22 protein-coding genes and 1 riboswitch are annotated in these 24,417 nt (G+C 47.7%); of the genes, 19 read left to right on the forward strand and 3 right to left on the reverse strand.

The features are described from left to right. Nucleotides 1-99: 99 nt before the first annotated feature. Nucleotides 100-2,025 carry an asparagine synthase (glutamine-hydrolyzing) gene (asnB, locus tag C7R92_RS16880; RefSeq protein ID WP_017247679.1) on the reverse strand — a complete coding sequence of 642 codons (1,926 nt, stop codon included), beginning with the start codon at nucleotides 2,023-2,025 and terminating at the stop codon, nucleotides 100-102. A 204-nt stretch (nucleotides 2,026-2,229) separates the two neighbouring features. Between asnB and C7R92_RS16885 the strand changes: the two genes are divergently transcribed. The 4 genes from C7R92_RS16885 (at nucleotide 2,230) to holA (ending at nucleotide 7,373) form a co-directional block, all read left to right on the forward strand. Continuing rightward, on the forward strand, nucleotides 2,230-4,632 hold the full coding sequence (locus C7R92_RS16885) for a DNA internalization-related competence protein ComEC/Rec2 (protein WP_106835098.1): 2,403 nt from the start codon (nucleotides 2,230-2,232) through the stop codon (nucleotides 4,630-4,632). A gap of 53 nt (nucleotides 4,633-4,685) precedes the next feature. Next, nucleotides 4,686-5,231 (forward strand): RNA polymerase sigma factor, encoded by a 546-nt coding sequence (locus C7R92_RS16890; RefSeq protein WP_012685711.1) that lies wholly within the window; start codon nucleotides 4,686-4,688, stop codon nucleotides 5,229-5,231. Then, the gene (locus tag C7R92_RS16895) at nucleotides 5,231-6,094 is read left to right on the forward strand and encodes a hypothetical protein (RefSeq protein ID WP_106835056.1); all 864 of its coding nucleotides are present in this window, start codon (nucleotides 5,231-5,233) and stop codon (nucleotides 6,092-6,094) included. Before C7R92_RS16890 ends, C7R92_RS16895 begins: the two co-directional genes overlap by 1 nt. 241 nt (nucleotides 6,095-6,335) lie before the next feature. Further along, on the forward strand, nucleotides 6,336-7,373 hold the full coding sequence (holA, locus tag C7R92_RS16900; RefSeq protein WP_017247682.1) for a DNA polymerase III subunit delta: 1,038 nt from the start codon (nucleotides 6,336-6,338) through the stop codon (nucleotides 7,371-7,373). 64 nt (nucleotides 7,374-7,437) lie between these two features. On the opposite strand, the gene rpsT is transcribed toward holA, so the two are convergent. Further along, nucleotides 7,438-7,713, reverse strand: coding sequence for a 30S ribosomal protein S20 (gene rpsT / locus C7R92_RS16905; RefSeq protein ID WP_005833151.1), 276 nt, complete (start codon nucleotides 7,711-7,713; stop codon nucleotides 7,438-7,440). 177 nt (nucleotides 7,714-7,890) lie between these two features. Between rpsT and gpr the strand changes: the two genes are divergently transcribed. The 8 genes from gpr to C7R92_RS16945 all read left to right on the forward strand — a co-directional run bounded on the left by gpr (nucleotide 7,891) and on the right by C7R92_RS16945 (nucleotide 16,698). Beyond that, on the forward strand, nucleotides 7,891-8,991 hold the full coding sequence (gene gpr, locus C7R92_RS16910; RefSeq protein ID WP_069850339.1) for a GPR endopeptidase: 1,101 nt from the start codon (nucleotides 7,891-7,893) through the stop codon (nucleotides 8,989-8,991). Between the two features lie 141 nt (nucleotides 8,992-9,132). Then, complete coding sequence (gene spoIIP, locus C7R92_RS16915) at nucleotides 9,133-10,311, forward strand: stage II sporulation protein P (RefSeq protein ID WP_017247684.1); 1,179 nt, start codon at nucleotides 9,133-9,135, stop codon at nucleotides 10,309-10,311. A 5-nt stretch (nucleotides 10,312-10,316) separates the two neighbouring features. After that, on the forward strand, nucleotides 10,317-10,625 hold the full coding sequence (locus C7R92_RS16920) for a YqxA family protein (protein ID WP_007727739.1): 309 nt from the start codon (nucleotides 10,317-10,319) through the stop codon (nucleotides 10,623-10,625). A 313-nt stretch (nucleotides 10,626-10,938) separates the two neighbouring features. After that, on the forward strand, nucleotides 10,939-11,907 hold the full coding sequence (locus C7R92_RS16925) for an ABC transporter ATP-binding protein (RefSeq protein WP_017247685.1): 969 nt from the start codon (nucleotides 10,939-10,941) through the stop codon (nucleotides 11,905-11,907). Between the two features lie 18 nt (nucleotides 11,908-11,925). Next, a complete protein-coding gene (locus tag C7R92_RS16930) occupies nucleotides 11,926-12,897 on the forward strand; it encodes an ABC transporter ATP-binding protein (protein ID WP_069850335.1) in 972 nt (323 codons plus the stop codon). A 129-nt stretch (nucleotides 12,898-13,026) separates the two neighbouring features. Continuing rightward, nucleotides 13,027-14,682, forward strand: coding sequence for an ABC transporter substrate-binding protein (locus tag C7R92_RS16935; RefSeq protein ID WP_069850333.1), 1,656 nt, complete (start codon nucleotides 13,027-13,029; stop codon nucleotides 14,680-14,682). Between the two features lie 92 nt (nucleotides 14,683-14,774). Beyond that, on the forward strand, nucleotides 14,775-15,785 hold the full coding sequence (locus C7R92_RS16940) for an ABC transporter permease (RefSeq protein ID WP_106835057.1): 1,011 nt from the start codon (nucleotides 14,775-14,777) through the stop codon (nucleotides 15,783-15,785). A gap of 16 nt (nucleotides 15,786-15,801) precedes the next feature. After that, nucleotides 15,802-16,698, forward strand: coding sequence for an ABC transporter permease (locus tag C7R92_RS16945; protein WP_106835058.1), 897 nt, complete (start codon nucleotides 15,802-15,804; stop codon nucleotides 16,696-16,698). Nucleotides 16,699-16,756: 58 nt separating this feature from the next. Here C7R92_RS16945 and C7R92_RS16950 read toward each other — a convergent pair whose 3' ends face one another. After that, nucleotides 16,757-17,533 carry an alpha/beta fold hydrolase gene (locus tag C7R92_RS16950; protein WP_412679005.1) on the reverse strand — a complete coding sequence of 259 codons (777 nt, stop codon included), beginning with the start codon at nucleotides 17,531-17,533 and terminating at the stop codon, nucleotides 16,757-16,759. Nucleotides 17,534-17,651: 118 nt separating this feature from the next. On the opposite strand from C7R92_RS16950, the gene C7R92_RS16955 reads away from it, so the two are divergent. The 7 genes from C7R92_RS16955 to C7R92_RS16985 all read left to right on the forward strand — a co-directional run bounded on the left by C7R92_RS16955 (nucleotide 17,652) and on the right by C7R92_RS16985 (nucleotide 24,410). After that, nucleotides 17,652-18,746 (forward strand): M24 family metallopeptidase, encoded by a 1,095-nt coding sequence (locus C7R92_RS16955; protein ID WP_244195766.1) that lies wholly within the window; start codon nucleotides 17,652-17,654, stop codon nucleotides 18,744-18,746. Nucleotides 18,747-18,759: 13 nt separating this feature from the next. Further along, nucleotides 18,760-18,959: riboswitch (cobalamin riboswitch) on the forward strand. A 171-nt stretch (nucleotides 18,960-19,130) separates the two neighbouring features. Next, nucleotides 19,131-20,150: an ABC transporter substrate-binding protein gene (locus C7R92_RS16960; RefSeq protein WP_106835059.1), complete on the forward strand. Its 1,020-nt coding sequence runs from the start codon at nucleotides 19,131-19,133 to the stop codon at nucleotides 20,148-20,150. Between the two features lie 24 nt (nucleotides 20,151-20,174). Then, nucleotides 20,175-21,233, forward strand: coding sequence for a FecCD family ABC transporter permease (locus C7R92_RS16965; RefSeq protein ID WP_167403218.1), 1,059 nt, complete (start codon nucleotides 20,175-20,177; stop codon nucleotides 21,231-21,233). Beyond that, the gene (locus C7R92_RS16970) at nucleotides 21,230-22,045 is read left to right on the forward strand and encodes a heme ABC transporter ATP-binding protein (protein WP_106835060.1); all 816 of its coding nucleotides are present in this window, start codon (nucleotides 21,230-21,232) and stop codon (nucleotides 22,043-22,045) included. Before C7R92_RS16965 ends, C7R92_RS16970 begins: the two co-directional genes overlap by 4 nt. A gap of 179 nt (nucleotides 22,046-22,224) precedes the next feature. Then, nucleotides 22,225-22,692: a RidA family protein gene (locus tag C7R92_RS16975; protein WP_106835061.1), complete on the forward strand. Its 468-nt coding sequence runs from the start codon at nucleotides 22,225-22,227 to the stop codon at nucleotides 22,690-22,692. 1 nt (nucleotide 22,693) lies between these two features. After that, a complete protein-coding gene (locus C7R92_RS16980) occupies nucleotides 22,694-23,344 on the forward strand; it encodes a helix-turn-helix transcriptional regulator (RefSeq protein ID WP_106835062.1) in 651 nt (216 codons plus the stop codon). A gap of 22 nt (nucleotides 23,345-23,366) precedes the next feature. Next, a complete protein-coding gene (locus tag C7R92_RS16985) occupies nucleotides 23,367-24,410 on the forward strand; it encodes a dipeptidase (protein ID WP_106835063.1) in 1,044 nt (347 codons plus the stop codon). Nucleotides 24,411-24,417 lie beyond the last annotated feature (7 nt).

The following is a 24,417-nucleotide window of genomic DNA, read 5'->3' on the forward strand; positions in this document are numbered from 1 at the left end:
TTCACATAGCGATACGTTCATAGAGTGAACTTGTTCTCTATCAACGATGCTACGAAAAGTAAGAGAGGGTCTGCAAATCTATTTATTGCGTTGCCGCTGTTAGCCGATATGCAGCAACGAATTTTTTTTGCGGCGAAGGTCTACATTTGGGCTGACAAAAGGCTCAAAATTGTGCTTTTGCTCAATGAAGATTTGATGCCACAACATGAAGACCAGGATCGTCCAGATTTTGCGACTGTAATCCGCATTTCCTTCGCGGTGTTCATCGAGCAAGTACAGCACATAGGCCTTATTGATCAAATTATCCACCTTGGATTCAAAAATGATCTCTTTTGCCCATTTGTAAAATTCGTTTTTGAGCCAGTGACGAGTCGGAACAGGGAAGCCCAGCTTCTTTCTCGTTTGGATCTCAGGTGGCAGGAAGTCTTTCATCGCTTCTCGAAGCACGTGCTTGGTCGTGCCGTTGGCAATTTTGTACTTCGTTGGAATGGTAGCGGCGAATTCAAATACCTTAAGATCAATGAAAGGTACTCGTAACTCCAAAGAATTGGCCATCGTCATCTTGTCGGCCTTCATCAAAATGTTGCCTCTGAGCCAAGTGTGAATGTCCAAGTATTGCATCTTGGTCACATCGTCATATTCGGAAGCGCGTTTGTAAATCTCTTCTGTGATGGTGAAAGGAGATACATACGATTCCGAACGGGTGATATCTTCCATGACGACACGCTTTTTCATCTCTTCGCTGAAAATCAGTGCGTTTCCGAAGAAGCGTTGCTCAACTGTTTTCGATCCGCGGATGAGGAAGTTTTTCCCTTTTACCTGATCGGGGAGGCGTTCTGCCATATATCCGATGGAATGACGCATCCAGCCAGGCATCCCGGAAAACATTTTGAGAGAATGAGGCTCTCTGTAAATATTGTATCCGCCAAAAAATTCATCTGCACCTTCACCGGACAATACGACGGTTACGTGTTCACTCGCCATCTGCGCTACAAAATAGAGCAGGATGGCAGAGGGATCCGCTACTGGTTCGTCCTGATGCCAGATAAGTCGCGGCAATTCATCCATGTACTGCTTGGCGTTTATCACGCGCTCGAAATGCTCCGATCCCAAATATGCGGCGGTTCGCTTCGCATAATCGAGCTCGCTGTAACCAGGAATATCTGAGCCGACAGAAAAAGATTTGACTGGCTCGAATGTACGCAACATCCCAACGATACTGCTAGAGTCAACCCCACTAGACAAGAAGGCTCCACGAGAAACTTCGCTAATCCGGTGTTTGTCGACAGATTCGAGCATGACACTGCGCGTACCCTCAACAAAATAAGAGAACGGCTTGCTTTCATCTGGCTTGAATTCTACATCCCAGTACCTTTCCAGCTTGATCTGGTCGTTTTCAATCACAAACGAGTGAGCAGGCGGTATACGGTAAATGCCAGCAAACATCGTGTCAGGATCGGGTACATATTGGAACGTCAAATAGTGATAAAAAGCGGTTGGATTCACTTCGCGGTTGAATCCTGGCAGCTCCAGCAAGCTTTTAATCTCGCTGGCAACCCCGATCGAATCATTTGTCTCGACATAGTAGAGAGGCTTGATTCCAAAATGGTCGCGTGCCCCAAACAGACGTTTTTTACGGGAGTCGTAGATCGTAAAGCCAAACATCCCACGCAAATGCTTAGGTGCATCTGTTCCTACCTCTTCATAAAGGTGGAGGATGGTTTCAATATCAGAATCGGTATGGAAAACGTGACCGATGTCCTTTAACCATTGTTGTAACTCTTTGTAATTGTAGACTTCACCGTTACCAATAATCCAGATGTCACGTGTTTCGTTAAACAGCGGTTGATGTCCGCCTTCCACGTCAATGATGCTTAAACGACGAAAGCCCAGGGCGATGTTGTCTTCAAGGTGAAAACCATCGTCATCTGGACCACGGTGCAGGATGACACCCGTCATTGCACTAATCGCTTCTTGTTGAACAGGCTTTTGCCGCTTGTTATAGAGTGATACGATTCCGCACATAAGAAATGACTCTTCCTCTCACTGGATTGCTCCTGCTAACTCTATCATGTATCGACCATCAGCGCAATCTCTTATGAGTGCCAGTAATTGACCTCGAAAACGCTGATTCTACAAGGGAATTAGCCTTTCGTCTTTTCTATTTTTGTCCCCATTCGGTTAGATATACTCCCTTAGGAGACCATGATTCGTTCGACAAAACGGTTCATGAAAGAACAGGACGGGGGAATTGCAGTGTCAGTATGGATAGCAAGCCTAGCGATGATGATCGGCCTCATTTTGTCCGCCTATTTACATCCTGCTTGGCTGCTGTTGGCTACAGGCGTATCATGGGCAATCGTTGCATGTATCCCGTTACCATACCGCAAATTCGTTGCATGCTACTCACTGATTATTATTCTAGCAGGTCTCTTTTTTTGTGGGTACGAGATTCTCCACAGCTCTGAAGTGAAACCACTGGCAGAAAGGGAGCAGAGCATCTGGATAGAAGGCGTCATTGATTCACCTGTGAGACGGGACGGGGATGTAGCACGATTTTTTGTCACGATAACATCCTGGGGTGAAAATCAACCTGATCAGAACGTGCATCGGTCTCTCGAAAAAATCGCGCTTCGTGTTAAACTTGCTTCTTTCCAGGAAGCAACACAAATAGAGCAGTGGAGACGTGGCAGTGTTATCGTGGCTCCAATCCGATTATCCTTACCAGCTCCTACGCGTAATCCTCATGCCTTCGACTACGCCAGCTACTTGTATTGGCAAGGCGTCCCTGTTACAGGAGAAACAAACTATCAAGCGATTGATGTGATACCTGCTTTTTCCGTGTCGGCAAGCTTTCAAGAGTGGCAGGACTCGGGTGCAAAGAGAATTGAATCATTATTTACTGATCCAGAAACAGCGGGTTACATGAAGTCGCTGCTGCTTGGTCTTGGACAAGAGGTGAACCTTGAGCTTGCGGCGATGTATTCGAATTTGGGCTTAAGTCATATCCTCGCGATTTCCGGTTTGCATGTGACGTTGGTTAGCTCCATGTTTATGTGGTGCTTGGAACGGATTGGAATCAGACGCAGACTCGCATTTGTCGTAACGATTTTGTTTTTGATCGGGTATGTGCTTCTGGTGGGAGCCAGCGCGTCCGCGATCCGATCTGGACTGATGGGGAGTGTGGGTCTTCTCTGTCAAGTATTTGGAAAGAGGTTGGACGGCAAGGACGTCTGGGCAGGTGCACTCATTCTTATGCTGGTGTTGAATCCGTATCAGCTGTGGCATGTCGGTTTTCAGCTTTCCTTTGCGGTGACACTTGGTCTGATTATTTTTGTGCCATACAGCTTGCATGTGTTTGTGCGGGTACCCGTCTGGATTCGTACACTTGTGTCGGTTACTTTGTCAGCCCAGCTCGTTTCTTTCCCGTTTCTCATCTATCATTTTCATTTGTTTTCACCAGTGTCTTGGCTGGTCAATTTGGTAGTGACACCGATTCTCTCGGCTATAGCGCTACCGTTCGGGTATATCGCGGTTGTCCTCGATTTCGTCCATCCGTTTTTGGCCGTGATCCCTGTTTGGGTATCAACGGCTATGCTGAAATGGATTCATCTCCCGCTGTTTGCTATCGAAAAAATGAGGCTCCCTTTCACATATTGGCCGCATCCTTCGTGGTGCTGGCTTGTTTTGTATACCTGCTTTTTGGGTGTTCTGCCCATTTCATGGAAGTTGGGCTATCATCGAAAGCGTGATATAATGCTTACTTTCGTTATATTTCTCATGTTTATTGTAGCAGCTAGACAGCCGTTTTCAGGAGTCGAAGAAGTGCGAATTACCTTCCTTGATGTCGGACAAGGGGATTCCATCGTTGTCGAAATTGGTGATCAGAAGGTATACTTAATGGATGCAGGTGGGACAATGCGGTTCCCAGCTGCTGAACCATGGATGGAAAAGCGTGACCCATTTGAGGTGGGGAAAGACGTCGTTCTGCCGTTTCTGATGGCCAGAGGAATCGAGAAAATCGACCGCGTCGTCATGACGCATGGTGACCTGGATCACATCGGGGGAGTAAAGTCGCTTATTCCTCATTTTTCTTTTGGAGAGGTATTGGTGAATGGGACAGCACCTTCCAAATTGGAGGGCGAGATTGTCCAGCTTTTTCAACAAGAAGGGGTTCCGATTGTAACTGGGCTCCCGGGTCAATCTTGGTCAGATGGGCCGGGAATCGAGTGGAAGTGGCTGCACCCGGGGGAATCGACCTTCTCAGGAAATGATGCATCCGTAGTACTCCAGCTGACTGCTTATAACAAGACTGTATTGTTTACGGGTGACATTGAAAAGGATGGGGAAAGCCAGCTTGTTCAAAACGGTTTGACTTCTGTGGATGTTTTGAAAGTAGCCCACCATGGAAGCAATACCTCGAGCACCGAAGAGCTCCTTGCAGTCACAGCACCAAAAGTTGCTGTAATCTCTGCCGGGGTGAAAAATCGGTACGGGCATCCATCGTCCGAAGTACTGCATCGCTTAAAAAAATCGGGTTCCGCCGTGTACAGGACTGATGCTCATGGAGCGATTACGCTGGTTATTACACCTACGGGATTATATTGGCAGACCCAAATATTGGATACATAAACTGTTTGCAACTTTTTCAATGAGCGAACCGTCTGTAGGGGGGAGAAGAGAATATGCATGAAGCAGAGTTGATCAGGATGGCGCAATCCGGGGATCATGACGCGCTAGTCGAACTGCTTCGATCTATTGAGACCTCCGTTTACCGAAGCGCTTATTACATTCTAGGGAACGAACAAGACGCGCTAGATGCCTCCCAGGAAGTCCTCATTCGTATTTATCGAAAGTTGGACACCTATCAGGAAAAAGCAAAGTTCTCAACCTGGGTACAACGCATTGTCAGCAACGTCTGTATGGATAAATTTCGCGCGAAGAAGGAAACGGTCTCAATTGACGAGCACGAGTTGATCATTCCTGATCGAAACAACGTAGAAGAAGAAATCCTTCTCACCGGGCTGTCGAATGACATCCAGGAAGCCATCGGAAGATTGCCAAAGCAATACCGGATGGTTGTAGTACTCCGCTATCTAGAGGATTTGTCCTATCAAGAAATAGCGGAGGCACTAGATTTGCCGCTTAACACGGTAAAGTCGTATTTATTTCGGGCTAGGCAACAGTTACAGGAGCTGTTGTACGACTACCAGAAAGGGGGGATCGGTTGATGACCAACGAAGAGATTTTTGAACTCATGCAGCGGGATCTGGATCGAGATCTGGTGGAGTCAGAGCAGCAATTGCTCCATCGTTTGATTCAGAAAGATGTTGATCTGCAGCTTATGTACAACCGTTTGAAAGATGTGTCACAACAATTGGAACATCTGCCCCCTGTCGTACCTCCGTTCAGCATCGTAGATTCTATCCTGCCCAAGCTGGAATCAGCCGCTGCAAAGCCTGCTGCGGTGACATCTACGATGAACGAGGAAATCCTGCCCACTCTGGAAGTTAAGCGTGAGTCGTCTTCACTGCCGGAATCAAAAAAGTGGAAGCGGATGAAAGTGTGGATGGCCAGTCTTGGTAGTACGGCCGTCGCTGCTAGCTTATTGGTTGGCATGCTGTTTTCGGGCGGTGATGGTAAGAAGCAAGAAGTCGATTCGTTCCAGAACGGAACGGACATGACGCCAGCGGTCGTGAAACAACCCAAAACCCCTGGGCCAGATGATCCGACTCCTCCAAGCAATAATCCAATACCATCGAATTCAAAAGAGGAAACGGACAAGGCAAAAAAGTCAAGTGGAGCAACTACTCAGACGAAGAGTAAAAGGCCACCGGCAAAGACCGAGAAAAAGCAAACATCGCCACCGAAGAAAACGAAAACGCCGCCACCACCACAAAAGAAGCCTGTACCTCCAACGCCAGTAATAACAGATGATAAGCCACCGGTATGGCCGATCGGACTGGAGGAGAATCCGGACAGAGAAGACAAAGAACCTGCTAATGACGATAAGGACGACGGTGGGGACAAGCAAGAGGAGAAAAACAAGGGAAAAAATAAAGAAAAGAAAAAAGATAAAGATGATAATGACTAACTTTTTTCCACGTATGGACCGGCACCGCTTGCGAGGATTTTGCGTATAGTACATTATCAAGCACCCCCTGCTTACCGTTTGGGGAGGAGGAATCCCGGGGCTTTTCCCTAAACGTTTACATAGAGGTGCCAACGGATGAAAAAACCGCTACCGATTCACTGGTGGCGGTTTTTTTTCGCTTTGTTCTGAGCAACATGTGCTATAATAACGCAGGTAAGAAGAAGGAAAGGGGAGAAAACGTATGCCACTCCTATCGGCTATTCGCGAAATACGGCAAAAACAATTCTCGCCGATCTACGTCTTATACGGGCCGGAGTCTTTTCTGGCCGAAGATTTTTTGGCGTTGGCTCGTAAAGAAATGATTGATCCAGAATTTACGGATTTGAATATGAGTGTGTATGATTGTACTGAAATAGGATTGAGTGAAATTCTACAGGATGCGGAAACCTTGCCGTTTATGGGCGAGCATCGATTGGTGATTGCCAGACAAGCCTACTTTTTAACAGGAAGTAAGCCTTCGACTAAGGTAGAAAGCGACCCGGATGCTTTGCTCGATTATTTGCAAAATCCGCCTCCCTACACCACACTTATTTTACATACAGAAGCTGACAAGCTCGATGAACGAAAAAAGCTGGTCAAAACGCTGCAGCAGAAAGCGAAAGTGATCCCTTTTCCGTTGTTAAAAGACGGAGATTTGTATGGCTGGGTAGAGCGGCATGCGGGTAAATACCAGGCGAAAATCGATCGTCAGCAAGCCATGAGGCTTGTGGAGCGAGTAGGAGCCGAGCTGCGGCTTCTGGACAAGGAAATCGAAAAGATGGCTCTGTTTGTCGGGGTGGGTGAAAGCATCACGGACGACGTCATCGAGCTGCTTGGAGCACGTACGCTGGAGCAGGATGTATTTGCGCTAATTGAACAGGTCGCTTCGGGGAGATTGGACAAGGCACTCAGGATGATGTACGACTGCATGAAAACAGGAGAGGAGCCGATTAAGCTGCTGGCTCTCTTGGCGAGGCAGTTCCGCATGCTGTTGCATGTCAAGCAATTGGCGCCGCGTGGTTATTCGCAGCAACAGATGGCAGGTATGATTAAGATGCATCCTTACGCGGTGAAAAAAGCAATGGAGCAAGCGCGTCATTTTTCTGAGGAGTCGTTGAAAAAACTGCTGGGCATTCTGGCGGAAGAAGATTTTCGGATGAAGTCAGGGCAGGTAGACAAACGTCTCGCCCTCGAATTATTCATTGCACGTGCACATGACGAACGAACAAAACGGTCATGACGTTTATTACAGTAAAAAAACCCCTAGAACAAGTTGTTCACGGGGTTTTTTTGCGCTTGGTCTCTTACGCTACAGGAGCGCTCAGAACGTTAAGCTTTTTCATCAAACGAGACTTTTGACGGTTTGCTGCGTTTTTATGAATGAGACCTTTCGAAGCGGCCTTGTCCAGCTTTTTCACAGCCACCAGAAGAGTAGATTTCGCCAATGCTACATCGGAAGCAGCGACAGCTTTCTCAAAGCTCTTGATGGAAGTACGCAGATCAGACTTTTGAGAAGCACGGTGTGCGCGACGCTTTTCGATTGTTTTGGTGCGTTTAATCGCGGATTTAATATTTGGCATGTGTGTCACCTCCTTAGACGACCATAGACATACAGTCATACAACAAAGTAATTCTAGCATGGGGCGAACCCATTTGCAAGAAAGGATTCGGAATAAAAATGAAGGATTCAAGCAAGCTAGTAGCAGGAACAAAATGGTCAGTACTTTTTTCACTTCGGATCAAAGGAGCTGATGAACATGGCACATAACATTGATTTGTCTGGTTATTCCATTCGTACGGATCTTGCAGTGGAGGCCCACGAGCTTGCCCAGCAACAAAACCAGAGCGATATTGAGGGCGTTTGGCTGCAAGCTGACGACAGCGAGCCCAATGTGAAAGTAACGAGATTACATGTGGAAACAGAGGGAGCGGGGAAGGAAATCGGCAAGCTTCCGGGGCATTACCTTACGATTGAAGTGCCAAAGCTGCGGGATAATGATACCTCGATCGAAGAGCAGGTGGCCAAGCGATTCTCTGTCGAATTTGCCAAGTTTCTCAAACAACTGGGAATCACTGAAGACAAAAAGGCTCTCGTCGTTGGTCTCGGCAACTGGAATGTGACCCCGGATGCGCTGGGGCCGATGGTTGTGGAAAATTTGTTGATTACACGTCATCTGTACACGCTGGCGCCTGAAACCGTTGGAGAAGGCTATCGGGAAGTCAGTGCGCTATCACCGGGTGTCCTTGGGATTACGGGTATAGAAACGAGTGAGATTATTTTTGGTGTCGTGGAAAAAAGCAAACCCGATTTTGTCATCTGTATCGATGCTCTTGCGTCCCGCGCTCTGCACCGGGTCAACACGACGATTCAAATATCGGATACAGGGATTCATCCCGGTTCAGGGGTCGGAAACAAGCGCAAAGCGATTGATCAGGCGACGCTTGGTGTGCCTGTGATTGCGATAGGGGTCCCTACGGTCGTTTTTGCCTCCACGATTGTAAATGATGCAATTACGTACTTGATGGGGCATTTTGGACAATCGATGGTGGAGAGCAAGCGGGCGTTTAACAAACTGGCAATGAGCACGCTGCCAGAGCGTAAGGAACCGTATACGGAAGAGGACTTGCCCGACATGGAATCACGTAAGACATTCATGGGATTGGTAGGTTCACTGCCGGAAGAAGAGAAACGACAACTGATTCATGAGGTCCTCCGACCGCTGGGACAGGATCTGGTCGTCACCCCAAAAGAAGTGGACGATTTTATTGAAGGGGTGGCGAATGTGATCGCAACAGGTCTGAATCGCGCCTTGCACAGTGCAGTGAATGAAGAAAATAGCGGCTCGTATACCCACTAAGTCGTAAAAAGCTAGAGTGAGAGAGAAAAGCTAGAAAAGGGTTCTATCGTCTCTATGAGCCTCATAAGCTAAAGCATAGACAAGCGCGAGGGGGAAGTTCTCCCGACGTGCAAACATGCTACAGCTAGAGGAGTGAGACAGATGGCGACCCTCATTCAACGCCAATTCGTTGTTCTTTCATTTATAACCGCCTTCCTGTTTGTCATGACAGGTGTGCTTTCGCTCGGCGGGAACCGAATCGCAATTTCTTCCTCCGCCATTCAACAGGCCGCTTCTCATATTTCTAGTCTGGCGATTTTGGGGTGGATGGGGCAGGAAATTCCGGTTTTGTCCGAAACGGTGCAAGCACAGGCTGATGATCGCACGAATAGCGTAACGGGTTTTCTCTTTCGCTTGGCAACCAATATACAGCCAGGAGACTTGCGTAGCTTACTAGGCAGGGAGCTCCCTGGGATGGTAACGACAGAGGATGCCAGGTTTGTCGTGCAGGGAAAAGGAGCTTCTCTCGCAGATTTTTATTTGGAGTACCCCGCTCATCCGAGACAGGTAGAGGATCAATCGCAAGTAGTTCCGATCGTAGAGCCAAAGCCGGAGGATACCACGAAGTCAGGCGAAACGAAGCCAGTTCCTGTGCCCAATTCCATCACGAACGGCAAAAAAATCGTTTACGTCTACAACTCGCACAATCGGGAATCGTGGTTCAGTGAGACGAAGCCAGTGGGAACCTCCGTCGATCATCCTACGAGAAATATATCGTTAATCAGCAAGTATTTATCAGAAGCGTTGAATGACAGAGGAATTGGTTCGGACGTGAGCACCGACGACATCTATCAGCAGCTGTTGAACAAAAAAATGCACTACTCCTTCTCCTACGCGGAATCTTTGCAAGTAGTCAAATCAGCAACGGTGAAAAACAAGGAGCTGTACTACTTTTTCGATCTGCATCGAGACACAGCGCCACGAGAGCGTACAACGGTCACGATCAAAGGAAAAACGTATGGAAGAGTATTGTTCGTCATCGGGAAAAGAAACAAAAGCTACGAGAAAAATGAGGCGTTTGCAACGGAGCTTCATGAGTTGATGGAAAAAATGTACCCAGAGCTTTCGCGTGGCGTGATGGAAAAAGGCGCAAAAACGGATCATGGCGAGTATAATCAGTCCCTCTCCCCGGGAAGTCTGTTAATAGAAATAGGTGGTACGGAAAACAGCGTGCAGGAAAGCATGAATACGGCAGAAGCATTGGCTGATGTTTTCGCAGCCTATTATCAGCAAGCTGAAAAAGTAGGCAAAACAGTTTCTGACGAGCCTGCAAAGAGGTGACGGGCATGAACGTGACGATGAAGCTGACTGGACTGTTAATCATCTTGCTGGTCGGGGTAGTTTTGGGATTGCAAACGGCTGAGCGTGGAATATCCAAGGTAAGTGGAGTGCCTGAGGGGCAGGCTCAAACCTTTTCCATCAAAAAAGTGGATCAAGGGCAAGTGGAGATCGCGGTAATGGGCAAGCAGGTTCAGACCGCCAACCCGAAGGAAATGGTCAACTACGTCAGTCGGATCGGTTTGACTTTGGGTGGAAGCATTAAAAGTGGGGCGCAGAGTTTTGTCGATTGGGTAGGGAGTTTTTTTGAACCGTGAAAATGGTTTATGCGCAAAAAGAAGGGGTGCAGAAAGCCCCAGTGACAAAAGGCCCGTACAGGCGGGTCTTTTGCATGCGACCACAGATGCTTCATTCGATCTGCTAAAACAGTGCAAGTGAGGCTACATCAACAATGAAAGGGCTATCATAAAAATTTTTTACATAATTTTAAAACGCAAGTCAAATATTCTTTTTAATCAGTAAAGAGATAATAGTTTGAATTTATTGTGTTGCGAAAAAATTGAATAAATGGCATAATGTCTACTGATAGGTCTATTTTGGAAGTATATATCGGTGAGAGAGGTGAGCCACGTGTCACATCCTGTCCTACAAATCGAAAACCTGCAAACGCACTTTTTCACGGACCGCGGCCAAATCCCTGCCGTTGATGGCGTGACGATCACGGTACAAAAAGGAGAAGTAGTCGGTATCGTAGGCGAATCCGGCTGCGGAAAGAGCGTTACCTCCCTTTCCGTTATGAAGCTAGTACCCAATCCCCCAGGGAGAATCGTGGGAGGCTCGATTAAATTCAAGGGGGAGGACCTCGTATCTGTCGACGAAAAGCGAATGAGAGACATCCGCGGAAATGAAATTGCGATGATCTTTCAGGAGCCGATGACGTCGTTAAATCCGGTGTTTACGATTGGAGACCAGATAGGAGAATCAGTCCGATTACATACGAAGGCGAGCAAAAAGGACGCAAGAGCACGTGCCATTGAGATGTTGAAAAAAGTCGGAATTCCTCGAGCGGAAGCCATCGTCGATGAATACCCGCACCAGCTTTCTGGGGGCATGCGGCAGCGTGTCATGATTGCGATGGCAATGGCTTGCAATCCTGAGCTTTTGATTGCAGACGAGCCTACTACCGCGCTTGACGTGACGATTCAAGCGCAGATTTTGGACCTGATGCGCCAACTCAACCGGGAAGCAGACACAGCCATTCTCCTCATTACCCACGATCTTGGGGTCGTTGCCGAAATGTGTCACCGCGTCGTGGTGATGTACGCAGGAAACGTGATTGAACAAGGCGATGTTCGTACGATCTTAAAAAATCCGAAGCATCCATATACGATCGGCTTGTTGAATTCGTTGCCGAAGCTAGAAGGATCACAGGAGCGTCTCTATTCGATTCCAGGCAACGTCCCGATTCCGGGTTCGCTTACTGTCGGATGCCGTTTTGCACCTAGATGCGATAAAGTATCAGACCGATGCCGCAGTGAGATGCCAGAATTAAAAGTGGTAGGGGACAATCACCTTTCCCGCTGCTGGCTGACCGAATAACCCGAGAGGAGCATGCAGGTGGCAGAAGATCTTCTGATTGTAAAAAATTTGAAAAAATACTACCCAATCACAGGCGGTGTTCTTGGAGGGGAAGTAGGTGTAGTAAAGGCGGTAGATGATGTATCGTTTACCGTTAAGAGTGGAGAAACCTTGGGGCTGGTAGGTGAGAGCGGCTGTGGAAAGTCCACGACGGGACGTTCCTTGCTGCGACTGATTGAACCGACCTCCGGTGAAATCACCTTTGACGGGACCAATGTCATGTCGCTTTCCACAGATGCGATGAGAAAGATGAGACGTGACATGCAAATTGTCTTTCAGGACCCGTTTGCTTCACTCAACCCTAGACATAATATTGAGAAAATTTTGGAAGAGCCCTTGATTGTACATGGTTTGGGTTCTTCGGCAGAGCGAAAAAAGCGCGTGCAGGAAATGCTGGAGATCGTTGGTCTGAGCAGCTATCATGCGAGCCGTTATCCGCATCAATTCAGCGGAGGACAGAGGCAGCGGATCGGTATTGCGAGAGCGCTGATGCTCAAGCCCAAATTGATCGTTGCGGATGAGCCCGTGTCTGCACTGGACGTGTCCATTCAGTCACAGGTGCTCAATCTCATGCAGGATTTGCAACGCGAATTCGGCCTTACATACTTGTTCATTGCCCATGATTTGAGTGTAGTGCGTCACATCAGTGATCGGGTAGGCGTGATGTACCTTGGCAGAATTGTCGAACTGACGACGAGCAGCCAATTGTATTCCAATCCGCTTCATCCCTATACGAAAGCATTGCTGTCGGCGGTACCTTCGCCAGACCCTGATGCTGTACGAGAAAGAGTCATCCTCCAGGGAGATGTGCCGAGCCCTGCAAAACCTCCAAGTGGCTGTACATTCCATACGAGGTGTCCCCATGTAACAGAGGAGTGCCGTACTGTGCGACCAGAATTTATGGACGCAGGCGACGGACACTTTGTTGCTTGTCACTTATACAAGTCCTAATCGACAAAAGGGAGTCTGCCTGCCGAATAGGAAGTCTTGTAAAGGGGGGATGCAAAGCAATAGGTATTGTATCGACCATCTACCAAAAAGGAACATGCGAACATTATTTAGAAAAAGGGGGATGTTTTCATGAAGAAGAGAGTTCTCTCCGCAACCATGACCAGCCTAGTGGCGCTGGCCATGCTGATTGCTGGATGCGCTAGCACTCCAACGACACAAGCGCCGGCAGAAAAACCAAAGACAGAAACTCCGGCACCTGCAACTGAGCCTGCAAAAACTGGACCGAAGCAATTAATCGTCGGTCGCGGTGCAGACACAAAGGGGCTTGACCCAATCACCCAAACAGATGGTGAGACCTTCAAAGTAACAGAGAACATCATGGATACTTTGATCGGTTTCGCTGACGGCTCAACAGAGCTCGCTCCATCGTTGGCTGACAAGTGGGAAGTATCTCCTGATGGTCTTGTTTATACGCTGACACTGAAATCTGGCGTGAAGTTCCACGACGGTACTGATTTTAATGCAGAGGCGGTCAAATACAACTTTGAGCGCTGGAGCGACAAGAGCCATCCACAGCATTCGCCAGAGGGCTTCGAGTATTACATTAGCCAGTTTGGTGGCTACAAAGGCGATGCGAATCACATAATCAAATCCGTGGAAGCAGTAGATCCAACGACTGTAAAATTCACACTGACTCGTCCACTCGCTCCATTCCTTGCTAACCTGGCTATGTCTCCTTTTGCAATCGGTTCGCCTGAAGCATTGAAAAAAGATGTTAAAAAGTTCAATGAGCACCCAATTGGTACAGGACCATTCAAATTCGTTGAGTGGAAACGTAACGACACCATCACGCTCGAGAAAAACCCTGATTACTGGAACAAAGGGTTCCCGAAATTGGATAAATTGGTATTCAAGGTCATTCCAGAAAATACGGCACGTCTGACTGCTTTGGCATCAGGTGAGATTGATTTGATGGATGGTCTGAACACAGATGATATCCCAGCAGTAAAAGACAACAAAGACCTGCAACTATTCCTCCGTCCTACTAATAACATTGGTTACATTGGCTTTAACGTAGAGAAGAAGCCACTCGACAATCCAAAAGTTCGTGAAGCCATTGCTTATGCAATTAACAAACCTGAAATCGTAACGGCCTTCTTCGATGGCGTTGGAGAACCAGCAGTCAACCCAATGCCAAAGACCATGTGGGGACATAACAACGATATTAAAGATCGTGAGTTCAACCTCGATAAAGCAAAACAATTGCTTGCAGAAGCAGGACATCCAAACGGTTTCAAAATCAAATTCTGGGCAATGCCAGTACCGCGTCCATACATGCCTGAAGGTGTGAAGATTGCAGAGGCAATCCAGCAAGACCTGAAGAAAATCGGGATTGATGCTGAGATCGTGACGATGGAATGGGCAACGTATTTGGAAAAAACTCGCTTGGGTGAGCAAGAAATGTTCATGCTTGGTTGGACAGGTGACAATGGCGACCCTGACAACTTCCTGGCTGTGTTGCTCGACAAAAACAGCATCGGTAGCAACAACTATACACGCTGGGCAAACAACGAAGCTTCTGAATTGATGATGAAAGCTCAATCTACTCCAGTGCAAGCTGAGCGCGAAAAACTGTACAAACAAGTACAAGAGATCATCTTCAAGGACGTACCAATGGTTCCACTTGCACACTCTACACCAGCATTGGCAGGAAAAGCGAATATCATAGACTACAGCCCGCATCCAAAAGGGACTGAAAGTTTAGAAAAAGTAGACTTCAAGTAAGCTGATTCATCGTAAAAGGGTAAGAGGAGTGCATACCTCTTCTTACCCTTCTTTCATTATTTGGCGATTATTTTATGCAGGAAGGCGAGGAGATGGCATTGCTAGCTTACAGCATTCGAAGAATTTTAATGCTCATTCCTGTCTTAGTGGGCATGTCAATCATCGTTTTTTCCATTATTCGTGCCATCCCTGGTGATCCGGCTTTGACGATTTTGGGAGAAAAGGCAACGCCACAAGCGATTGCAGACATACGAGAGGCATTGGGTTTAAATAATCCGTGGTACATACAGTATTTCGATTATATGAAAGATATTTTGAGCGGAAATCTTGGGGAATCGTTACAAACGAATGCGCCGATTTCAGATGAAATCTTGCCTTATTTGGCGGCGACGACTGAACTTACGATTGTGAGTATGCTGATTGCGGTGTTTATCGGTGTAAATGCAGGAATTCTTTCTGCGTGGAAGCAAAACTCCTGGTTTGACTACTGTGCGATGTTGATCGCCTTGGTTGGTGTATCCATGCCAATTTTTTGGCTAGGTTTGATGGAGCAGTGGGTGTTTGCCCAAGAACTGAAATGGCTGCCATCAGTTGGTCGCGACGATTCGCGTAATCCCGTAGAGGCCATTACGCACTTTTATATACTGGATACGATGATCGCTGGTAGTTGGGATCAGCTGTGGGAAGTCATCAAGCATTTGATCCTGCCAGGAATTGCGTTAGGTACGATCCCGATGGCGATCATTGCGCGTATTACTCGATCGAGCATGTTGGAAGTCATGCGTGCCGACTATGTCAGAACCGCTCGTGCAAAAGGGCTGGCACAGTTTTGGGTGGTGTACAAGCATGCACTGAAAAATGCGATGATCCCTGTCTTGACGGTAATTGGTTTACAAATAGGGTTGCTGTTGGGTGGAGCTGTTTTGACAGAAACGATCTTCGGATGGCCAGGTGTCGGTCGTTATATTGTGACCGCCATTGGAAACCGTGACTATCCGGTAATCCAATCCGGTATCCTTGTGATCGCGACGATTTTTGTCCTGATCAACCTCTTGGTCGACCTTCTGTACGCCTATATCGATCCACGCATCAAATATCGCTAAGGAGGGACGAAGAGACATGGCACAACCACAATTACAACCACAAGCACCTATAAAAGTGAAGCAAGAAGAAGTCGTCTCTCCTTGGAAGGATGCATGGAGGACGCTACGAAAAAATAAGCTGGCGCTGGTGGGCTTTGGGATTATTTTGTTTTTCATTGTTGTGGCGGTTTTAGCTCCATGGATTGCTCCGTATCCGTACTACGAAGGCCAGCTCGTGATGAAAAACAAGCCACCTTCCGAAGAGCATTGGTTTGGAACCGATTACAATGGTCGCGATGTATTTAGTCGCGTTATTTATGGGGCACAAATCTCCTTGTGGGTAGGGACGTTCTCTGTCATTGGCTCCGTTCTCGCGGGAACCTTGCTCGGTCTTTTGGCAGGATACTATGGCAGATGGATCGATACGATCATTTCGCGTCTCTTTGATATTATGCTTGCCTTTCCAAGTATTTTGTTGGCAATCGCTGTCGTTGCCATCTTGGGTCCTTCCTTGCAAAACGCCTTAATTGCGATTGCGATTATTAACATTCCGACATTTGGACGGTTAGTACGCGCCCGCGTATTGAGCTTGAAGGAAGAAGAATTCGTTATGGCCGCACGGGCAATTGGGATGAAAAATTCCCGGATTATCATGCAGCATATTTTGCCAAACAGCCTCGCACCAATCATTGTGACCGGGACGATGGGGATCGCAACTGCGATTATCGAAGCAGCTGCACTTGGCTTTCTTGGACTGGGAGCACAAGCGCCAGAACCGGAGTGGGGAAAAATGCTTGCTGATTCACGTCAGTACATTCAGAAAGCACCATGGACTGTTATTTTTCCGGGGCTCTCTATCATGCTGACAGTTCTCGGCTTTAACTTAATCGGGGACGGCTTGCGCGATGCACTCGACCCGCGTATGAAGAGCTAGTCAAAACGCAAAAAGACAGAAGGGGCTGGAGGTACCCGTCCTTCTGTCTTTTCTTTTTTTATCCTTCTTCCATGAAGGTGCGGCACAACTGATTGAAAGCAGGAGCAGCTTTCGTGATGACTTGATGCTTCACGTTAGGGATCATTTCGAGTTTTGCTTTTGGCAATTTCATGGTAAGCATCTGCGCATAATGGTGCATCCGTTGATCTTGTTTGCCATAAGCAAGTAAAATCGGAAGCTGGATGTTGCCCAGACGCTCCGTACAATGATAACGATGTCCGGCAGCGTAAAGGTATTTCAGGCTAGTGGGATCTGTTTTGGAGGCGTGTACTGTCCATTTTTCACGCATTTCTGGGTCAGCGACATGTGAGGAAGCAATCGAACGGGCAAGAAGAGGGACTCCGTGAAGCATCGACATTGCCTGTGCCATCCAAAATCGTCCATGTAAATACAGGTCATTCACTTCGGAAAAGCCGCTTACGAGTATGGCGCCTTTTACAGCATCCGAATAGCGAAGACAATATTCAAGGGCGATGGAAACACCTTGGGAGTACCCCAAAATAAAGGGACGTTCAATGCCGAGTGACCGGACAAGCTTATGGAGCTGCTCTGCCAGTTCTCCAATGGAAAAAGGCGTCTGCGCCGGTGAACTGTCGCCATGTCCGGGCAAATCAGGGACAATGATCTGATATGTATCTGCGAGTGTTTGCTGATAAACAAAATTGATAGAGCCGATGCATGGCGCATGGATACACAATAACGGCTGGCCTTTTCCCGATATGTGAAAAGCAAACTGCTTGCCATCCTGATGGACGAGTATTTGTTCCATTTTCATTTTCACCCCACCCTTAGGTTGTCCGATATGAAGTAGATTTTTCATTTGAACTCTTCTTTTTTTGATGGGGAAGTGGTATTCTCGCAATAGAATAATTGGTGAAAGCAGGGTGAAGAAGTTGTTTCAAGAGCGCATTTCGAAGCTCCACACGTTTTTGACAGAGCAAGAGCTGAACGCGGTGTTGATTACCTCCCCTAAGCACGTTTACTATTTGACCGGATTTTTTACAGACCCGCATGAACGTTTTATGGGTCTCGTTATTCCTGCTGAGGGAAAACCTTCTTTGATTGTACCTGCTCTTGATCGTGAGGCAGCCGCAGAGGCTTCGTTCGTTCAAGATATCCATACACATACGGATATCCAAAACCCCTATGAAATCCTCAAGCAAGTGTTGCCAGCGAACTTGACGAAGCTCGGTATTGAAAAAAGTCATATGACTGTCGAGCGCTATGAAGCACTTGGACAAGTTGTTCTGGCGTCGAGCTATGTGGATGTGGAAGAGCCACTGCGTGAAATGCGTTTGATCAAATCGGCGGATGAAGTGGAGCGTTTGAAGCACGCTGTTCAGTTGGTCGAGGAGTCCTTGCGGGAGACCCTGAAAAAAGTCAAGACAGGCATGACGGAGACAGAAATCGTAGCTGAGCTGGAATTCCAGATGAAGCGCTTGGGTGCCGAAGGTCCGTCCTTTACGTCCATGGTATTGGCAGGGGAGAAGTCGGCACTGCCACACGGGAAACCAGGAACGCGCCAGGTGCAAGAAGGCGACTTGCTTTTGTTTGATATCGGGGTAGCAGCCAACGGATATGTATCCGATATTACCCGTACCTTTGCTGTAGGCGAGATCAGAGCTCAGCTTCAAGAAATTTACGAGACAGTATTGGCTGCCAACGAAGCGGCCATTGCTGAGATTCGTCCGGGTGTGACTTTTGCGCATTTGGATAAAACCGCTCGCGATGTCATCACCGCAAAAGGCTACGGAGAATACTTCATGCACCGTCTTGGGCATGGACTTGGGATGGATGTACATGAATATCCATCTGTTCATAGCCAGAACCAAGAAGTGCTTCGTCCAGGGATGGTCTTTACGATCGAGCCAGGCATCTATCTGCCAGGTGTAGGTGGAGTGCGGATTGAAGACGATGTATTGGTTACGGAAACGGGCGTTGAAATTCTCACGCAGTTCCCGAAAAAACTGACTTCTATCAATGAATGAATAAATCGTAAAAATTGAATACGTATCGAATGGTGCTGGATGGCATATGCCGTCAGCTTAAAAGGGAAGTCCGGTGAGAAACCGGCGCGGTCCCGCCACTGTAACGAGGAGCAACTAGCGAATAGCCACTGTTTTTTGCGAGACAAAAAATGGGAAGGTAGCTGGGTGTGTTGATCCGTAAGCCAGGAGACCTGCCATGCGATCATATACAATCGACCCACGAGGATGGGGCAGATGTGGAAGTAGTCTATAATGGGCGCGTTTGTGCTCTCCTATAGCTATACCTGCGTTTGTCATGCACCTCCCGATTGGAAATGGGGGGTGCTTTTTTGTGGGAGCATTTGGTTTCACTTCACAATTCACATACAGAAAAGGGGATTACAGATGTTTAAGACAAACAAGACAAATTCCGTTATGAAAGGACTAGGACTCGGTATCATGACAGCTGCAATGCTTTTGGTGTCGGCATGCGGCTCCACCACGACAACACCGGCTCCAGCCCAAACAGAACAAGCGGCTGCCCCTGCAGCAGAGAGCAAGCCTGTAACACTCGTTAATAATGGCATCGAAATGACCTATCCAAAAGCACCTGAGCGTGCAGTGACATTGAACCAACACGTCACGGAGATCATGCTGGCATTGGACCTTGCTGATAAAATGGTCGGAACCGCTTACCTAGACGATCAAATCCTTCCAGAGTTAAAAGCGGACTACGACAAGGTTCCGGTACTGTCTGACAAGTATCCTACGAAAGAAGTGTTGATGGCAGCGAACCCAGACTTCGTGTACGCCGGATGGAAAAGCGGATTCGGTGAAAAGGGCGTAGGGTCGATGCAGGATTTGGAGAAGATCGGCATCAAATCGTACCTGCAAGAATCGTCTAGCAAGCCTGGCCCGACAATCGACGATGTGTTTGCGGACATTACGAATATTGGACGCATTTTCCGTGTGGAAGACAAAGCCAATGCTTTGATCAATAAAATGAAGAGTGAAATGGATCAAACGATTAGTAAAATTGGGAAAGTGGACAAGCCTCTGAAGGTGTTCGTGTACGACAGTGGGGAAGACAAACCATTGACAGCAGCAAACAATTACATGACAGACTTAATCAAGACTGCTGGCGGCAAGAACATTTTTGACGACATTCAAAAGGGTTGGGCAGATGTAAGCTGGGAAGAAGTATTGAGTCGCAATCCTGACGTCATTATTATCGTAGACTACGGTGACAAAACAGTTGATCAAAAACGCAATTTTCTTTTGAACAAAAAGGAATTGGCAGATATTCCAGCCATTAAAAATCAACACCTGATCGTATTGCCATTGTCTGCTGCTTCTGAGGGCGTTCGAGCACCCATCGCGCTGAAAATTTTGGCGGAAGGTCTCTATCCAGATAACTTCAAATAAAGTAAGCCCTTTTTAAGGGAGGGAATGGCACTGCAGCAGATTAAATTACCCTATATCATCATTGCTTTACTGGTCGGGCTCTTTCTCTCGATTACGTTTGCCATTACATTGGGGTCGGTTGAAATCAGACCGACCACCGTATGGAAAATTGCTTTGTCGAAAATCCCGATGTTCACCCAATGGATTGAGGTAGACTGGTCCAAAGGGGAGCAGACTATCATTTGGGATATTCGTTTTCCTCGTGTGCTCATGGGGGCGATTGTCGGGGCAGGTCTATCTGTCGTGGGAGTAGCGATCCAGTCCTTGGTACGCAACTCCCTGGCGGACCCGTATGTGTTAGGTGTATCTTCAGGTGCTTCGGTTGGAGCTACCTCGGTCATTATATTCGGAGCATTCAGCATGTATGGGCAGTATGCGCTATCCTTTGGCGCTTTTACAGGCTCCCTTGTGTCAATCATTCTCATTTTTACGCTATCCCGTATCGGAGGACAAAACTCGACGGTACGCCTGCTCATGGCTGGAATTGCGATATCTGCAATCTTGTCTGCCATTACCAGTCTCCTTGTCTTTTCAGCGCCGAATGAGCATGGAATTGGGACGGTCCTGTTTTGGTTAAGTGGAAGTCTGGCTGGCGGGAAATGGGAGTACCTGACGATCCCTACATTGATTGTCGTCATCTGTCTCATCGTCTTAATGGCCCAATACCGCTCGTTGAATGCGATGCTGATGGGCGAGGAGTCAGCGGGGACATTGGGGGTTAATACGGTACAATTCCGCAAGCTTCTCCTGGTGATCACGGCACTTCTCACGGGGGTAATCGTGTCCATCGCGGGATCAATCGGTTTTGTCGGATTAATGATGCCCCACATCGTCCGTGTGATGGTCGGATCAGATCACAGACGTGTTCTTCCTGTCAGCGCTTTATTTGGCGCGATATTTCTAATCTGGGTTGATGTAGTCGCCAGACTCGCATTTGCACCGGAAGAGCTGCCAATTGGTATTTTGACAGCGCTGTGTGGAGGTCCATTCTTTATCTGGTTGATGCTGCGGAGTTCTTATTCCTTTGGAGGTAGCGGACGATGAATTTGCTGGTGGAGAATATATCGGTCGAGCTGGAGAAAAAGGGAATCCTTCGCAACGTCAGTCTGGAGGTGCGCTCTGGAGAGTTTGTGGGGTTGATCGGGCCGAATGGCAGTGGGAAGTCCACATTGCTAAAAAGCATTTATCGCGTATTGAAGCCGCGTTCGGGATGGATCTCGCTTGATGGCGACGACGTGTATAAGTTAACCTCACGTCAAAACGCTCAGCGAATGGCGGCAGTACGGCAGGAGTCCTCTGTTGAATTCGATTTTTCGGTAACCGAAATCGTGAATATGGGACGTGCTCCGCATAAACGGCTGTTTCAGTCCGATAACGCAGAAGACGCTCGAATTTGTGAAGATGCGCTACAGCGGGTAGGGATGCATACATATGCCGATCGCAGCTTTTTCAGTTTATCGGGTGGGGAGAAGCAGCGGGTGCTGATTGCCAGAGCGTTGGTGCAGCAAGCTGAGTTTCTTGTCCTTGATGAACCGACGAATCATTTGGATGTTCGATACCAATTGCAGGTCATGGATCTGGTCAAAACGCTGGGAATTACGGTCTTGTCTTCGTTGCATGATCTCAATATCGCAGCGATGTACTGTGATCGTCTGTACGTGATCTGTGAGGGGGAAATCGTTACCTCAGGGACGCCAGAGGAAGTCTTGACACCCCAGCTTATTCGGGATGTTTTCGGCGTAGAGACAGAAGTGACGACCCATCCCATTACAGGCAAAAAACATGTGTATTTCTACTCGGAAGCGATCTGTGTGAAACCATCTATCCAGAAGGTAATGAGTGGAGCCAACGGATAGGGGCGGAGTTGAGTTTCTGTGATTTTCATAAGGGGATGCCTAGTCGGCGTCCTTTTTTGTTAAGGCTACAGTATATGGATTCAAATAATTTTTTTATCATACAAAAAATTGTTGAAGAAGAATTTACAGAATAGTATGGTTAAAGAAAGGGATGAAATTGATGACGAGGTGATGTCCTTATGTCCAAAGTAGAGGAGCGTTTAAAAGAGTTAGGGTATGAGTTGCCTACAGTTCCTCCAACCATGGCGAACTATGTGTCATGTGTACAGACTGGCAATGTCATTTATACATCCGGTGCTGGGTGCTATGTAAATGGAAACCCGATGTATCTAGGCAGGCTCGGATTGGATGTGACGATCGAGCAGGGCTACGAGGCTGCAAAGGTCACGGTTCTGAATCTGCTAGCCATTTTGAAAAGCGAGATTGGTGATTTGGATCGAATCACACGGATTGTCAAGCTGTTCGCACTCGTCAGCAGCGCCCCTGATTTCTACGAGCAGCCGCGGGTAGTTAATGGAGCTTCTGATTTCCTCATCGAAATTTTTGGTGAAGCGGGTAAGCATGCGAGAGCGGCAGCTGGGACATCTGTTCTTCCGTTTAACAATCCGATCGAAATTGAGATGATTGTGGAAGTGAACGAGGGGTAATATGAAAAACGTACATCCGATATTAGCAAGCTACATTCCGGTAGTAGAGGGACTGGCACGGACATTTGGCGAGCATTGTGAAGTGGTGTTACATGATCTGACAGGCGATATTTCCTCATCGATCATTGCCATTTCCAACGGCCATGTCAGTGGCAGGCAAATCGGTTCGCCGGTAACGAATTTGGCACTGCAAGCTTTACGTACGGCGAAGGTCAGTGAAGAAGCTTTTGACCTCAACTACCGCAACGACACCATCAAAGGCAAACAGATCAAATCGAGCTCCATTTACATCAAGGATGAGCAAGGAGAAGTCATTGGCAGTCTGTGCATCAATCTTGATATCACTCATCTCGCAATGGCACAATCATTCATCGAATCGATGATGGTAATCCAAGACAAGCGTGAGGCAGAAAAAGCGGAAGAGAACTTCGCCCCGACTGTCGGGACTTTAATGGAGCAAATGATAGACGATTGCTTGAAACGAACAGGCAAACCAATCGCCCTGATGCAAAAAGAAGAGAAGATTCAATTTATCCACCAGTTGGATGAAATGGGACTCTTTTTGATCAAAGGAGCCGTGCAATACGTCGCGGATTTGTTGGATATATCCAAATTCACGGTTTACAACTATCTCGATAAGAAAAATCCATAGAACAAGATGGGAGATGACCCGTATGACGGAAGTAACGAGAGAACAGGCGCGCAAGTTTCATGACGGTGTTCACGTTCTAGATGGGCATTTTGATCTGCTGATGGATGTGGAGATTCAGCGTGGATACGGTCGAACCAAAATGATCGAGACAGAGTATTTGCCACGGTTTCAGCAGGGTGGCGTGCATTCCATCGTAGCAGCAGTGTTCGTAGAGGATGCGTTTGTACCGGAGATGAGTCTGCGCAAGGCGCTCAACCAGATCAGCGCTATGCATGCAGAAGCGGCAGAGTCTCCCGAGCACATCGTAATCGCCAAAAATCTGGATGATTTGCAGCGGGCAAGAGCGGAGCAAAAAGTATCGTTCATTCTGTCGTTGGAAGGGGCAGAGCCACTGCATAACGACCTGAGTCTCTTGCGTGTCTTTTATGAGCTCGGAGTACGGATGATGGGGCTGGTCTGGAGTCGGCGCAACTTCGTTGGGGACGGCAGCTTTTTTGCACCGGTTCGCGAAGGGAAAAAAGGGGGCATCACCGATTTCGGTGTGCGTCTCATCGAGGAAGCGGAAAAGCTGGGCGTTGTCATCGATGTGAGCCATTTGAATGACGAAGGGTTCTGGGACGTGATGGAAATTGCTGAAAAGCCCGTGATTGCATCTCATTCCAACAGCCGAACAGTCGTGCCGACGATGCGCAATCTGACAGATGAGCAAATCAAAGCGATTGCGGAAAAGGACGGACTTGTCGGGCTGAATGCGTTTAGCATGTTTACAGCGGCTAACAGTGCTAATGCAACTATTGAGAGACTGATTGATCATGTTGACTATATGAAAAAGCTTGTTGGAGCAAAGCACATCGGTATAGGCCTTGACCTGTGCGATGATTTGACGAAATATTTGCCCTTGGACAAGATTGCCAAAACCAAAGAGATGCCATTTGATGTAGTGAAAGGCCATGCGTCACTTCCGGAAATTACGCGTGAGCTAATGAAGCGCGGGTACACGGATGCAGAAATCGAAGGAATCTTGGGTGGTAATTTCCTCAGAGTGTATCAGGAAGTGTGGAAGTAGATCAGAT

It is taken from the genome of Brevibacillus porteri (assembly GCF_003013475.1).
GTDB classification, from domain to species: Bacteria; Bacillota; Bacilli; order Brevibacillales; family Brevibacillaceae; genus Brevibacillus; species Brevibacillus porteri.